We start from the raw sequence: 12416 nt of genomic DNA on the forward strand, positions 1-12416 counted from the left end.
GTACGCCGGCACGGTGATGACCGCTTCGGTGACCTTCTCACCGAGATAATCCTCGGCGGTCTTCTTCATCTTCTCCAGCACCTTGGCGGAGATTTCCTGCGGCGCCATCTTGCGCGCATCGCTGGTGGACACCCAGGCATCGCCATTGTCGTGGGCCAGGATGCCGTACGGCACGTGGGCGATGTCCTTCTGCACTTCGGCGTCGGTGAACTTGCGGCCGATCAGGCGCTTCACCGCGTAGAAAGTGTTCTTCGGATTGGTGACCGCCTGGCGCTTGGCCGAGGCACCCACCAGGACTTCGCCGTCCTTGGTGTAGGCCACGATCGACGGGGTGGTGCGATCGCCTTCCGAGTTTTCGATGACGCGGGCCTTGCCGCCGTCCATGATCGCCACGCACGAGTTGGTGGTGCCGAGGTCGATACCAATGATCTTGCCCATGGGGGACTCCTGAAGATTATTCGGTTAATCCGGCCGCAGCCGGTGTATGAATGGGATGTGGGGGAGGCTCGTGGAACATTCAAGCCATCCCGGGACGCTGTATTCCACGATTCAGGATCCAGGCAGCGCCGGGCCATGCCCGGCGGCACCGGCTTTCCCGACCCGCGGTCAGTCGCGTGCGACCACCACCAGCGCCGGGCGCAGCAGGCGGTCGTTGAGCAGGTAACCCTTCTGGAACACCTGCACCACGCTGCCCGGGGCGGCGCCGTTGGCGTCGACCTGGCTGATCGCCTGGTGGTGTTCCGGGTTGAAGGGCTGTCCAGTCGGGTCCAGCAGCGCCAGTCCGTTGTCCGCGGCCACCTTCAGCAGCTGCCTGTAGGTCATTTCAAGGCCGTCGCGCAGCGGGCTGGCGTCCTCGCCTGCGGCCTTCAGGCCGGCGTCCAGGCTGTCGAACACCGGCAACAGCTCGCCGAGCAGCTTTTCGTTGGCGAAACGGCGGGCCTGTTCCACGTCACGGGTCATGCGCTTGCGCTGGTTGTCCAGGTCGGCGCGCTCACGCAGCGCATCGGCCTTGACCTGCTCCAGCTCACCGCGCAGCTGCTCCAGCTGGTCGTGGTGGGCCGTGGCGGCCTCGTCGGCGGCCGGGTTGGATTCGATATCGTGATGATCTTGGTTCATGTGCGTTTCCCTGGCGGTGACTCCCCGCCTCCATCCCACCTAGTGTGGGCGGGAAACTGCGTTTCAAGCGCCGCGGGTCATCGCGTTGCCCGATCCCGGCGAAAAGGCCGCCCCGAGCACCTCGGCGGTGGCCTGTACCAGCGGGATCATCCGATCGTAGGCCATCCGTTTCGGCCCGATCACCCCCAACACGCCCAGTACTTGCCCATCGGCAATATACGGCGCTGTGACCAGCGAGACGCCCTCCAACGGCACCACCCCGGTTTCTTCGCCGATGAAGATGCGCACGCCCGGCGCCTGGATGGTGCGCTCCAGCAGCTGCAGGATCTCGCGCTTGCTCGAAAACAGCTCGAAAAGCTCGCGCAGCCGTTCCAGGTCGGACAGGTCCTGCACGCCCATCAGGCGGGTCTGGCCGGCCACCAGCATGTCGTTGGCCGGCGGCTGCAGGGCCTGCTCGGCCAACTCGATGCTGTGCGCCAGCAGTTGTTCCATCTCGCTGCGGGTATCGCGCAGCTCGTGCAGCAGGCGGCGGCGGATCTGCGCCACCGGCAGGCCGGCGAAATGACTGTTCAGGTAGTTGGCGACCTGCTCCAGCTCGCCCGGCTCCCAGGGCCTGCGGGCCTCGATCACCCGGTTCTGCACTTCGCTGTCGGCGAACACCACGATCGCCAGCACGCGATGGGCGTCCAGCGCCACGAAATCGATCTGGCGGAAGGCGAACTGCTCGCGCGTGGGCGCACTGACCACGCCGACGAAATGGCTCATCGCCGACAGCAGCTCGGAGGCACTGCCGAGCAGCGCCTGGGTGCCAGCGCCACTGGCCAGCTCGCTGCGCAGGCGGCTCAGGTCCTGCTCGCCCGGCGGATGCATCTGCACCAGGCTGTCCACGAACACCCGGTAGCCGTGCGCGGTGGGAATGCGCCCGGCCGAGGTATGTGGCGAACTGAGCAACCCCAGGTCTTCCAGGTCGGCCAGGATGTTGCGGATGGTGGCCGCGCTGACATCCAGCCCTGCCGTGCGCGCAAGCGTTGCCGATCCGACCGGCTCGCCATCCTGGATGTGGCGGGCGATCAGGGTACGCAGCAGGTGCCGCGAACGTGGGGCAAGTTGGTCGAAAGACGGCGGCATTGGATCAGCCTGTGAGACTCCCCTCCTAGATAATGCCGGGAAGGACGCTTGGCAAGTCATTGGTGCACGCCACCGTGCGTGCTAGCGTTGCGCGGCTTGAGAGACCTACTGGACCATGCTCAGACACTTATCAATCAAGGATTTCGCCGTTGTCCGCGCCACGGAACTGGAGTTCGGCCCCGGCATGACCGTGGTATCGGGCGAAACCGGCGCGGGCAAATCGCTGATGGTGGACGCGCTGGGCTTCCTGTCCGGCCTGCGCGCCGACAGCGGCGTGGTGCGCCACGGCGCCCCGCGCGCCGAGTTGTCGGCCGAGTTCGCCCTGGAACAGTTGGCCGGCGCCCGCCGCTGGCTGGCCGACAACGAACTGGACGACGACGAACAATGCCAGCTGCGCCGGGTGATCCGCGCCGACGGTGGCTCGCGGGCCTGGATCAACGGCCGCCCGGTGACCATTTCCCAGCTCACTGAACTGGCCGGCCTGCTGGTGGAAATCCACGGCCAGCACGAACAGCAGGCGCTGCTGACCCGGCCTTCGCAGCTGGCCCTGCTGGATGCCTATGCCAGCAACGCCGAGCAGCGCCGCGCCGTACGGGTGGCTGCGGCCGGCTGGCAGACGCTGGTCGACGAAGCCGCCGCGCTGTCCCAGCAGGGCGATGTCAGCGACCGCATCGGCTTCCTGGAACACCAGCTGCGCGAACTGGAACGCGAAGATCTGGAACCTGAATCGATCATCGCGCTGGGCGCCAGCCATCGCCGCCAGGCCCACGCCAGCGCCCTGCTGACCACCTGCGATACCGCCACCACCCGGATCAACGGGGATGACGACGCCTCCGCGCTGGGGCTGCTGGCGCAGGTGCGCGGCGACCTGGGACGGATGATCGAGCACGATGCCCGGCTGGGCGAGGTGGATGCGCTGATCGACAGCGCCAGCATCCAGCTGCAGGAAGCGCTGAGCCTGCTGGACCGCGTGCACGATGACCTGGACGCCGACCCGGAGCAGTTCGAAGACAACGAGCGCCGACTGGGCCGGTTGCATGACCTGGCCCGCAAGCACCGCGTGCCGATGGAAGAGCTGGCCGCCCAGCGTGACCGCATGCAGGCCGAAGTCGAGCAGCTGCGGGGGGCTGACGTGCGCCTGCAGAAGCTGGCCGGCGAAATCGAAAAGGCCGCGATCGCCTGGCGCGAACAGGCGGCGGTGCTCAGCGCCGGGCGCCAGCGCGCAGCGGCCGAACTGTCCACTACCACCACCGGGCTGATCGCCGAACTGGGCATGGGCGGCGGCCAGTTCCTGATCCAGCTGGAACCGCAGGACCTGGCCAAGCCGGATCCCCAGGGCGCCGAACGGGTGGAGTTCCTGGTGGCCGCCAATGCCGGCCAACCGCCGCGCCCCCTGCGCAAAGTGGCCTCCGGTGGCGAGCTTTCGCGTATCTCGCTGGCCATCGAAGTGGCCGCTCTGGACCTGGATGCAGTGCCGACCATGGTGTTCGACGAAGTCGATTCGGGCATCGGCGGCGCGGTGGCCGACATCGTCGGGCAGAAGCTGCGCGCGCTTGGAGAGAAACGCCAGGTGCTGTGCGTCACCCACCTGCCGCAGGTCGCGTCCAAGGGCCATGCGCATTATCGGGTCAGCAAGGCGCCGGTGGAGGGCATGACGCAGAGCGCGGTGGAAAAGCTGGACACCAAGGCGCGCGAAGAAGAACTGGCGCGCATGCTGGGCGGGGTGGAAGTCAGCAAGGAAGCACGCGCGGCGGCCAGGAAGCTGCTGGCGGGCTGACCTGCGGGCGGGCCGCCCGACGGCCCGCTGCGCTCGCCGACCATGGGTCGGTGCTACCGTTCGGTGGATGGCGGCCGCTGGCCGTCGCCATTCGCCTTGGGTAGTGACGGCCGCTGGCCGTCAGCGTTTTGCCTCGGTGGGTGACGACCGCTGGCCGTCAGCGTTTCGCCTCGGTGGGTGACGACCGTTGGTCGTCAGCGTTTTGCCTCGGTGGGTGACGACCGTTGGTCGTCACGCTCATGCCAGGGCTCAGCGGCGCTTCTTGCGCACGTAGAGAACCAGCGAGTGCTCCTCCAGCTCATACCCGTGATCGGCTGCGATCTTGCGCTGCAGCTCTTCGATTTCAGCACTTTCAAACTCGATCACGTTGCCCGAATCCACGTCCACCATGTGGTCGTGGTGGCCGCCGCGGTCCAGCTCATAGACGGCCTGGCCGCCTTCGAAATTGTGCTTCAGCACCAGGCCGGCGGCCTCGAACTGGGTCAGGACACGGTAAACCGTGGCCAGGCCGATCTCATCACCGTGCTCCAGCAACTGGCGGTAGATGTCTTCGGCTGTCATGTGGTGCTGGTGGTTCTGGGCATTGCGCTGTTCCAGCAACGCCAGGATCCGCATCCGCGGATGGGTCACCTTCAGGCCGACTTTGCGCAGGTCGTGGGTTTCCATATGTCTCCGTTCATTGGCGATTTAGCGCCAGCTGCCTCGGATTGGGTCGCGGTGGCACGCCGGGAGTGTATCATCGGATCGATTTCCCCAAACGCGATTCCCGATGCGCAATCTCCTGCTGGTCGCCGCCGTTGCCCTGTCCACCACGGGCTGCGGCATCATCTATAAGCAACCCATCTATCAGGGCAACCTGGTCCGGGAAGATGCCGTGTCCAAGCTGCAGGTCGGGCAGAGCAAGCAGCAGGTCAACGCCCTGCTGGGCACCCCCTCGGTGGCCGACCCGTTCCATGCCCAGCGCTGGGACTACATGGCCAGCCAGCGCATTGATCGCGTGGGCCGTACCGAGACGAAGAACTTCACCGTGTACTTCGAAAACGATGCGGTCACCCGCTGGGAAGGCGATTACTTCCCGGCCCAGGATTCCAAGCTGGCCACCCAGACCGTGCGTCAGTTCGGCCGCAACCTGCCGAAGGAAAAGAAGAAGGGCGGCGGCGGCTGAGCCGGTAGTGACGGCCGCTGGCCGTCACAGCCTCACCGCCCCACCTACCTGGGCTGCGCCTTCGCCCGCCGCCGACGGTTGTCCTTCGGGTCGGCCAGCAGCGGGCGGAGCAGCTCTACCCGGTCGCCGTCCTGCAGTACCTGGTCGGCACGCGCCATGACGCCGTGAACCGCCACCGCCGGGCATGCGTGGCCGCCTTCCAGCGCCGCAGCCGCGATGGCTTCGGCCACCGTAGCGCCTTCAGCCAGCTCCAGCGTGCGATCAAGCACCCGCTCCGGCCAGGCCAGCACCACCTGAACCCGGATCACCCGCTCATTCCTGCTCGTCAGCCACGCGCACGAAATCGTTGACCATGCGGTCGGCCAGCCCTTGGAACCCCAGCGCCAGCGCCGGCGCCAGCAACCGTGACTTCGGTTCGAATTCCAGTTCCAGGCTGACCTTGCAGGCGTCTTCGGCCAGCGAATGGAAGTCCCAACGCCCGTGCAGGCGCTTGAACGGACCATCGCGCAGCTTCATGTCGATGGATGCAGGGCGTGCCAGGGTGTTCTCGGTCATGAACCAGGTCGAGAACGAGCCCAGCCCAAGGTCCAGGCGGGCGACCAGGCGCTGGTCGCCCTCTTCCAGGATCTGCGCGGCCGAACACCAGCGGAAACGACGCGGATAGGCGGCGATATCGTTGACCAGATCAAACATGCGCGCCGCGGAGTGTTCAACCAGGGCGCTTCGACGGATGGTAGGCATTTCAGATTCGGCTGCAGGTGATCGACCGGGCGGGCCCGAATCGGAGACAATACGGGAATGAGCAAGAACAGCAGCAAGGATAAAGCAAAGAACGCGACGGCCAACAAAACCATCGCGTTGAACAAGCGTGCCCGGCACGAGTACCACATCGAGGAGCGCTTCGAGGCGGGCCTCGCCCTGCAGGGCTGGGAAGTGAAATCGATCCGTGCAGGCCGCGGCAACATCGTAGACGCCTATGCCTATGTGAAACAGGGTGAGATCTTCCTGATCGGCGCGCAGATCACCCCGTTGATCCAGGCGTCCACCCACGTAGTGGCCGAAGACCGCCGCGAGCGCAAGCTGCTGCTGCATCGGAGCGAGATCGACAAGCTGGTCGGCAAGGTGGAGCGCGATGGCTACACCATCGTCCCCACTGCGATGTACTGGAGCAAGAACAAGATCAAGCTGGAAGTGGCGCTGGCGAAGGGCAAGCAGGACCACGACAAGCGTGACGCCGCCAAGGACCGCGAATGGGCGATTGAAAAGTCGCGGGTCATGCGCCGCGGCAACCGAGACGCCTGATCGGTTGCGCACTTCCGGGGCCTTCGTAACGTGGGTGACGACCGCAGGTCGTCACGCTGTTGCTGTCGCCCGTGCCGCCACGCTCGCCGAGCATGGCTCGGCGCCACCACCCGGATAGTCCGGTAGTGACGGCCGCTGGCCGTCAATGCGTCGCTTCGGTGGGTGACGGACATTGGTCATCACGCCCTCCCCTCCTCAGACGTCCACCGCGCCACCCGGCTTGCGCGGCGACAACGCCGCGTGCATCACCGCCAGGTGCATCACCACGGCCAGCTCGTCAGCATGACTGTCATCACCCGCGCGCCAGCGATTGGCCAGCGTCGCCGCTTCGCCCGGCAGCAACGCCAGCAGCCGCGAGTCATCCATCGCATCGGCCGCCTGCTGGAGACGGCGCGACAACCGACGCGCCTGCAGCACGTGGGTCAGTGCACTCACCATGGCCAACGCCAGCAGCGCGATCGCCAAGCCATGCTCGAACCATTGGGACAGGATGTCCGGCTCCGGGGCCCACGCCAGCACCGCCAGCAACAGCAGGCCCAGCAGCCGCCAATAGCCCAGCGAGGGTCGCTTGCGGCGTGGCCAGTGCACCACCACCGCACTGGCCACCAAGGCCGCAGCTGCCGTCACCGGCAGTTCGATCAGGCACCCGGCCGCTACCAGGGCAACCAGCACCGTCCACACCCACGGCGGCGGCACGGCCCTGCGCAGGTAGCCCATTCCCACCGGGCCGACCAACTGCCGAAGGCTGCGCTTGTTGCTTACGTCCACCTGTAACCTCGCCTGCAGAGCCAGTCCCCATGCTTGCCCGGCGGGCGTCGCAAAGAGGTCGGGAAGACGTTAACAGTTCAAGATCCACGCTTGCTACCGGAAAAACGCGCGTTTGCGTGACTGTTCAGCCGGATTGGCGTAGCATCATCCGCGTTGGGCAGCCCTGCTCCAAGTCATCGGGACCGGGCCAGTACTTGCAAGCACTTGTTTGAAACCGGGGGTGCATTGGTTTCGACGGGGGTTGTGAAGTCGCTTGGCGCATGCCGAGGGGGTAGCTTTCCTCGTAAATCCAGCTGCAAAACTCTAGTTGCCAACGACGACAACTACGCTCCGGTCGCACTCGCAGCCTAAAAGCTGTTGAGTTAGACCTTCTGCCGACTTAGGCGGAGCCTCGAAACTGCTTGTGTCCATGCTCGCAGCGTAGAGTCATTATCATGGAATCGAGCTGGGCGGCTGCCTGTCAGTCCAGCACTAGAACGCAACAGGCTTGTTCCGGGATGTGCTTCGCACACCGTGCTGTTCCGGGACGAGACTCAACGGTGAGCTAAGCATGTAGAGCTGGGGATGGAGTGCCTTCGGACGGCGGTTCAATTCCGCCCACCTCCACCATTGAAGGGACCGAGAAGGTCCGCGAGAGCCCGGAAACCCCCGCACTTCAAGGGTTTCCGGGCTTTTTCGTTTTCGGGCTCGTTCGGCGCCGTGCGTTGCAGTTGGTGAGACGGTGGGGGCATATTCTGGGGCATCTGCCCCCCGCCCCCGACCTGATGCCCCCACTTACCGATCTGGCCCTACGCAGGGCGAAGCCCGCTGACCGTACGCAGAAGCTGTTCGACGGTGGCGGCCTCTATCTGGAGATCTCCCCCCGGGACGGCCGATGGTGGCGCCTCAAGTACCGGTTCGACGGGAAGGAGAAGCGGCTCGCCCTCGGGGTCTATCCGGACGTGCCGTTGGCCCTGGCCCGCCAGCGGCGGGAAGAGGCCCGGCAGCTGCTCGCTCGCGGCATCGACCCCAGCGAGCACCGGAAAGCGGTGGCCCAGGCAAAGTCTGAGCTGGGATCCAACACGTTCGAGGTCACAGCGCGCGAATGGTTGGCCAAACGCGACTGGGTGCCGAAGTACGCCATCAAGGTCGAGGCGTGGATGGCCAACGACGTCTACCCTTGGATTGGCTCCCGCCCCATCGGCGAACTGACGGCCCCTGACTTCCTTCGGGTAGCACGGCGGATCGAGGCGCGGGGCGCCATCGAGTCTGCCCACCGGATCATGCAGAACTGCGGCCAGATCATGCGCTACGCCATCGCGACAGGCCGGGCTGAACGGAATCCCGTGGCTGACCTGCGCGGCGCGCTCGCGCCGGCGCCTGAGCGGAACCATGCCGCAGTCGTCGATCCTGTCGCGCTGGGCGGGCTGCTGCGGGCCCTGCATGCCTATCGCGGGACCTTGGTCGTTCAATCTGCCCTGAAGCTTGCGCCGTTGGTGTTTGTGCGTCCGGGCGAGCTGAGGCAGGCGACTTGGGCCGAGATTGATCTGGACGGTGCCCTCTGGAGCATCCCGGCGGCCCGGATGAAGATGCGCCAGGCGCATGTCGTTCCGCTCGCGAGCCAAGCCGTTGAGGTGCTGCGGGAGCTACACAACCTGACAGGCCGGGGCACGTACGTCTTCCCTGGCGCGCGGAGCGCCAAGCGGCCCATGTCAGAGGTGGCCGTCTTGGCCGCGTTGCGCGTCATGGGCTTCGATAAGAACACAGCCACTGGCCATGGGTTCAGAGCCAGCGCGCGCACGCTGCTGGATGAGGTGCTGGGCTTCCGGCCGGACATCATCGAGCACCAGCTCGCGCACGCGGTGAAGGACCCGAACGGCCGGGCCTACAACCGGACCACGCACTTGGTGGAGCGGACGCGGATGATGCAGGACTGGGCCGACTATCTGGATCGGCTGCGCATGAGCAACGTCGTGCCGCTGCGTCGTGGTCAGGCGGCTTGATCGTCGGGAGTTGGGTCGAAGCGGCGCCCCATCAATTCGAACCGCGCCGCCTCGGTGCGGAGCCGATCAGCGGCGCGTCGGCGCCCTGCTCTGTCCTCCCAGCTGCCGGTGCGGTCACGGTCCAGCTCGGTGGCCTGCTGCCATAGGCCGGCAGCCTTGGTGCGCGCCCAGCGCGCCTTTCCTGCGTGCTCTCTCGTCATGGGCCCATTGTCCCGCCGGCCTGTCGCAGGGGCCGATACGCAGGCAACGGCAGCTGACCGCGTCAGTGGCGCCCCAGCACGTTGCCCGGGTCCAGTTGCTTCCCCCTACCCCGCAGCACGACGTGGTCCTGGATCCACTGCAGCTTCTTCGCCACCTTCCGCCGCAGCAGCTGCTCGTGGCGTAGAGCCCACAGCTCGCACCCGCGCCGGCCGGCATCGAACGAGCTGCACGGCCTGAGCAGCAGCGGGGCATGCAACCCATCCTCGGGGCTCAGCCTGGCCAGCCACGAACCATCAACCCTCTGCTGCATCGAGGCCACCTGCACGCCGTGCAGGAACAACCCCGTCGGCAGGGTGTCCAGGTGGCAGCGGGGCTTCCAGCAGAAGCCATCGGGCATAGGGGTGAGGGTCTGGGTGTCGGCGTCCATGGGCGGGAGCATAGGCCGGTCCAGTCTCACGGGCCGATACCATCCGCTCCCCTCAAGGAGCCAAGGGCCGGTCGACCCAATGGGGAACCGTGAGACGCGCCAAACGCTCAACGCCAGACTCCGCCTCGCCCTCTTCCCGAGTCCGCCTAAGCACCAGACGGGACCAGTCAGCACCGACTATGTCGTAAAGATCCGTCGGCTCCGCTGGCAATAGCTGCATCGACCAATAGGGGAAAAAGCGTCGCCCGGGAAAGCCGCGCCCCAGTTCGACCAGCTCCAGGTGAGAGCGTGAGTTCTGCACCTTGGCGAAGACGACCGCCATGCCGTCACGAGGCCCTTCGAGGTACTGCAGAAATCGGCTGCCATCGAAAAGCAGCAGCCCGGTCACCCCAGCTTGCGCATTGAACACAGCCGCAGAGCGTGCAAGCTCGTCAATGGCGTCTGGACCGAGGCCAGGGCTAGCCCTGCTGGTATATGAAATAGCCTGAATTGGCACAGCGGTCCTTGGCGTGAGTGAAATGCGACAATCCCCTGTGCTTGCCGTGAGCCTGCTCTCTGTTCAGCTAGAGGTCAAATTAATGGCTCATGCCTAGTATGAACTAGTCATCCTTAAGACTGCGCGCATGACTTCCACCGGTGCATTCCTCATTCTCTCGTTCGACCTTGGTCCTCAGGGCGATTCTCTATTCAGTTCGGTTACGTCCGTGACCGCGCAGTGCCTGCGCTGCCAGCATGTGACTACTGCGGATATCGATGCAGCCCGCAGCCTTCCGGGGGGAGTCATCCTCTTTTGCCCGAGCTGTGGCGCTCGGCAGGGCGTTGCCAATGCAGGGCTTGGCAACCAGCCCAAAAAGACTTGACCGCCCGCGCGTCAGCGAGCGCCTAAGCCTTCTCGGTAAGCGTAAGCATGTGATCCACCGCAGTGGGCCGCGCGACTACTCCCCTGCGCACGAAGCCGTTCCAATCACCCGACGCAATCTGGTCGAGGCTTGAGCGATCGGCTCCGATGAGCATCATTGACCACGACGGATAGAAGCGAGCGCCGACAATCCCCCCGGCTAGCAGCATGATCTCTTTGTGGCTGGTGGCCACACATACACGCCGGAAGGCAGCTTCAACGCCGGCCGCGGGCCCCTCTAGATACTGCAGGAACCTCTGCCCATCGAACAGAAGGATGCCGGTGACATCGGCTGTCGCGTTGAACGTTGCCGCATCCGCGACGAGTGCCTCCAAGTCGTACTCGCCCAACCGATCGGACTTTTGACTCACGTAAACCAGAGCACGAACTGGCATCACCACCTCCTAGCGGGCCTCCGACCCTACGCACGCAGCAGCTACCGCGCTGTGACGGCTGCTACAGAAAGCCTTCGCAGGCAGGTCACAACCAGCACGTTAGAGAAGCACTATGTGCGGCCGCTTCGTCCAGACCCCGATATTCAAGCCTGACCAGCTCGGCCTGCCCGACCTGGCGCAGGGCCTGCTCGAGCTGCCGCCCAGCTACAACCTGGCACCGACCCAGCGCGCGTCGGTCATCCTCGATTGCGGCACGGGCCGGCAGGTCACCCGGCTAGCGTGGGGCCTCCTTCCCTTCTGGGCCAAGGCCAAGGGCCTGCAGGGCTCGACCATCAATGCCAGGATAGAGACCGTGGCCACGAAGCCGGCGTTCCGGACTGCCTTCAAGAAGCGCCGGTGCGTGGTGCCGATGGCCGGCTACTACGAATGGTCCGTCAGCCCCGAGGACGGGAAGAAGGACCCTTGGTTCATCCACGCGGCCGGGCCCCTGCTGGCGGCGGGGCTGTGGGAAGACACCAGCCCACTGCTGCCCGAGGGCAACCTCGGCACCTTCACCATCATCACCGGCGACAGTAGCGGCGTGTCGGCCGACGTCCACGACCGCATGCCGGTGTGGCTGCAGCCCGGGCAGGTCGACGAGTGGATGGCCGCCGAGCCCGACGACGCCATGGCGATGCTTCTGGCCAGCGAGCCTCCGGCGATGGAGGCCTACCGCGTCAGCCGTGCCGTGAACTCGCCCAGGAACAACGTGCCGGATTTGCTCGCGGCCGTTGCGTAGGCCTTGCCAGGCCCTTACGCAGCATCTTCGACCGGATCAGCTGGCGCCTGTGCCCCGGTGTCTGGTTCTTCGACCTTGACCGCCTCAAAGCGGTAGGTGCAGCCAACCTCGAGCGGGGAAGACACCGCCAGCGGCACCGTCATGGTCAGCTGGGGCGCCCCGATGCTGGCCTCCGGCACGAACTGCAGGGTGGCCACGCCAGGCTGACTCGCGGACTCGGTGCGCTGGTTCAACGTGGCCGCGAAGCTCATGGCGGTCGACGCGCCGCCGGTGCTGCCGTCGCCTGGTTCAACCTTTACGGCGGTCCAGTTGTAGCGGGCACCCACCTCCATAGCCGCGGCGGTCGCCGGGGCAGTGGAGAGCGTGAGCTGCTGCGTGCCGATCGCCTGCTGCGGGACGAACTGCAGGATGACCACGCCACGCTGCCCGGCGCTCTCGGTGCGGAGGTTCAAGACGGTATCGAAATTCATTGTGAGCTA

General features: G+C 65.8%; 17 protein-coding genes and 1 other RNA gene. 6 read left to right on the forward strand and 12 right to left on the reverse strand.

What is annotated here, in order from left to right; translation table 11 throughout:
* From ACI2JH_RS05405 to hrcA, 3 genes are all read right to left on the reverse strand, one after another.
* Window positions 1-438 (reverse strand): Hsp70 family protein (locus ACI2JH_RS05405; RefSeq protein ID WP_404735629.1); only part of this gene is annotated, 438 nt, incomplete at its 3' end.
* A 168-nt stretch (window positions 439-606) separates the two neighbouring features.
* Entirely contained in the window at window positions 607-1116 is a 510-nt protein-coding gene (grpE, locus tag ACI2JH_RS05410) for a nucleotide exchange factor GrpE (RefSeq protein WP_101099729.1), read from the reverse strand.
* A 63-nt stretch (window positions 1117-1179) separates the two neighbouring features.
* Entirely contained in the window at window positions 1180-2244 is a 1065-nt protein-coding gene (gene hrcA / locus ACI2JH_RS05415) for a heat-inducible transcriptional repressor HrcA (RefSeq protein ID WP_404735630.1), read from the reverse strand.
* A 115-nt stretch (window positions 2245-2359) separates the two neighbouring features.
* Here hrcA and recN point away from each other — a divergent pair, with 115 nt between their 5' ends.
* Entirely contained in the window at window positions 2360-4021 is a 1662-nt protein-coding gene (gene recN, locus ACI2JH_RS05420) for a DNA repair protein RecN (protein WP_182655608.1), read from the forward strand.
* 249 nt (window positions 4022-4270) lie between these two features.
* On the opposite strand, the gene fur is transcribed toward recN, so the two are convergent.
* On the reverse strand, window positions 4271-4687 hold the full coding sequence (gene fur, locus ACI2JH_RS05425; RefSeq protein ID WP_042612306.1) for a ferric iron uptake transcriptional regulator: 417 nt from the start codon (window positions 4685-4687) through the stop codon (window positions 4271-4273).
* A gap of 103 nt (window positions 4688-4790) precedes the next feature.
* Between fur and ACI2JH_RS05430 the strand changes: the two genes are divergently transcribed.
* Window positions 4791-5186 carry an outer membrane protein assembly factor BamE gene (locus ACI2JH_RS05430; protein ID WP_042612307.1) on the forward strand — a complete coding sequence of 132 codons (396 nt, stop codon included), beginning with the start codon at window positions 4791-4793 and terminating at the stop codon, window positions 5184-5186.
* 44 nt (window positions 5187-5230) lie between these two features.
* Here ACI2JH_RS05430 and ACI2JH_RS05435 read toward each other — a convergent pair whose 3' ends face one another.
* Together ACI2JH_RS05435 and ACI2JH_RS05440 are read right to left on the reverse strand one after the other, a co-directional pair.
* Window positions 5231-5494 (reverse strand): RnfH family protein, encoded by a 264-nt coding sequence (locus ACI2JH_RS05435; RefSeq protein WP_101099725.1) that lies wholly within the window; start codon window positions 5492-5494, stop codon window positions 5231-5233.
* A 4-nt stretch (window positions 5495-5498) separates the two neighbouring features.
* Complete coding sequence (locus ACI2JH_RS05440) at window positions 5499-5927, reverse strand: type II toxin-antitoxin system RatA family toxin (RefSeq protein WP_101099724.1); 429 nt, start codon at window positions 5925-5927, stop codon at window positions 5499-5501.
* A 57-nt stretch (window positions 5928-5984) separates the two neighbouring features.
* On the opposite strand from ACI2JH_RS05440, the gene smpB reads away from it, so the two are divergent.
* Window positions 5985-6488, forward strand: a complete 504-nt coding sequence (gene smpB / locus ACI2JH_RS05445) for an SsrA-binding protein SmpB (RefSeq protein WP_042612310.1) — start codon at window positions 5985-5987, stop codon at window positions 6486-6488.
* Between the two features lie 195 nt (window positions 6489-6683).
* Here smpB and ACI2JH_RS05450 read toward each other — a convergent pair whose 3' ends face one another.
* Window positions 6684-7205 carry a hypothetical protein gene (locus ACI2JH_RS05450; protein ID WP_182655807.1) on the reverse strand — a complete coding sequence of 174 codons (522 nt, stop codon included), beginning with the start codon at window positions 7203-7205 and terminating at the stop codon, window positions 6684-6686.
* Between the two features lie 267 nt (window positions 7206-7472).
* Between ACI2JH_RS05450 and ssrA the strand changes: the two genes are divergently transcribed.
* Window positions 7473-7865, forward strand: a transfer-messenger RNA (tmRNA) gene (gene ssrA / locus ACI2JH_RS05455).
* 104 nt (window positions 7866-7969) lie between these two features.
* Entirely contained in the window at window positions 7970-9238 is a 1269-nt protein-coding gene (locus ACI2JH_RS05460) for a tyrosine-type recombinase/integrase (RefSeq protein WP_404735781.1), read from the forward strand.
* Here the strand turns inward: ACI2JH_RS05460 and ACI2JH_RS05465 are convergent.
* The 4 genes from ACI2JH_RS05465 to ACI2JH_RS05480 form a co-directional block, all read right to left on the reverse strand.
* A complete protein-coding gene (locus ACI2JH_RS05465; protein ID WP_404735631.1) occupies window positions 9226-9438 on the reverse strand; it encodes a hypothetical protein in 213 nt (70 codons plus the stop codon). The genes ACI2JH_RS05460 and ACI2JH_RS05465 overlap by 13 nt on opposite strands.
* A gap of 62 nt (window positions 9439-9500) precedes the next feature.
* Window positions 9501-9866, reverse strand: a complete 366-nt coding sequence (locus ACI2JH_RS05470) for a hypothetical protein (protein ID WP_404735632.1) — start codon at window positions 9864-9866, stop codon at window positions 9501-9503.
* A 52-nt stretch (window positions 9867-9918) separates the two neighbouring features.
* Window positions 9919-10362 (reverse strand): BLUF domain-containing protein, encoded by a 444-nt coding sequence (locus ACI2JH_RS05475; RefSeq protein ID WP_019182765.1) that lies wholly within the window; start codon window positions 10360-10362, stop codon window positions 9919-9921.
* A gap of 386 nt (window positions 10363-10748) precedes the next feature.
* A complete protein-coding gene (locus ACI2JH_RS05480) occupies window positions 10749-11159 on the reverse strand; it encodes a BLUF domain-containing protein (RefSeq protein WP_404735633.1) in 411 nt (136 codons plus the stop codon).
* Between the two features lie 112 nt (window positions 11160-11271).
* Here ACI2JH_RS05480 and ACI2JH_RS05485 point away from each other — a divergent pair, with 112 nt between their 5' ends.
* Window positions 11272-11937 carry an SOS response-associated peptidase gene (locus ACI2JH_RS05485; protein WP_404735634.1) on the forward strand — a complete coding sequence of 222 codons (666 nt, stop codon included), beginning with the start codon at window positions 11272-11274 and terminating at the stop codon, window positions 11935-11937.
* A gap of 14 nt (window positions 11938-11951) precedes the next feature.
* Here ACI2JH_RS05485 and ACI2JH_RS05490 read toward each other — a convergent pair whose 3' ends face one another.
* Window positions 11952-12407, reverse strand: a complete 456-nt coding sequence (locus ACI2JH_RS05490) for a hypothetical protein (RefSeq protein ID WP_404735635.1) — start codon at window positions 12405-12407, stop codon at window positions 11952-11954.
* Between the last annotated feature and the right edge of the window lie 9 nt (window positions 12408-12416).

The sequence above is a fragment of the Stenotrophomonas sp. NPDC078853 genome (assembly GCF_044901215.1).
GTDB classification, from domain to species: domain Bacteria; phylum Pseudomonadota; class Gammaproteobacteria; order Xanthomonadales; family Xanthomonadaceae; genus Stenotrophomonas; species Stenotrophomonas lacuserhaii.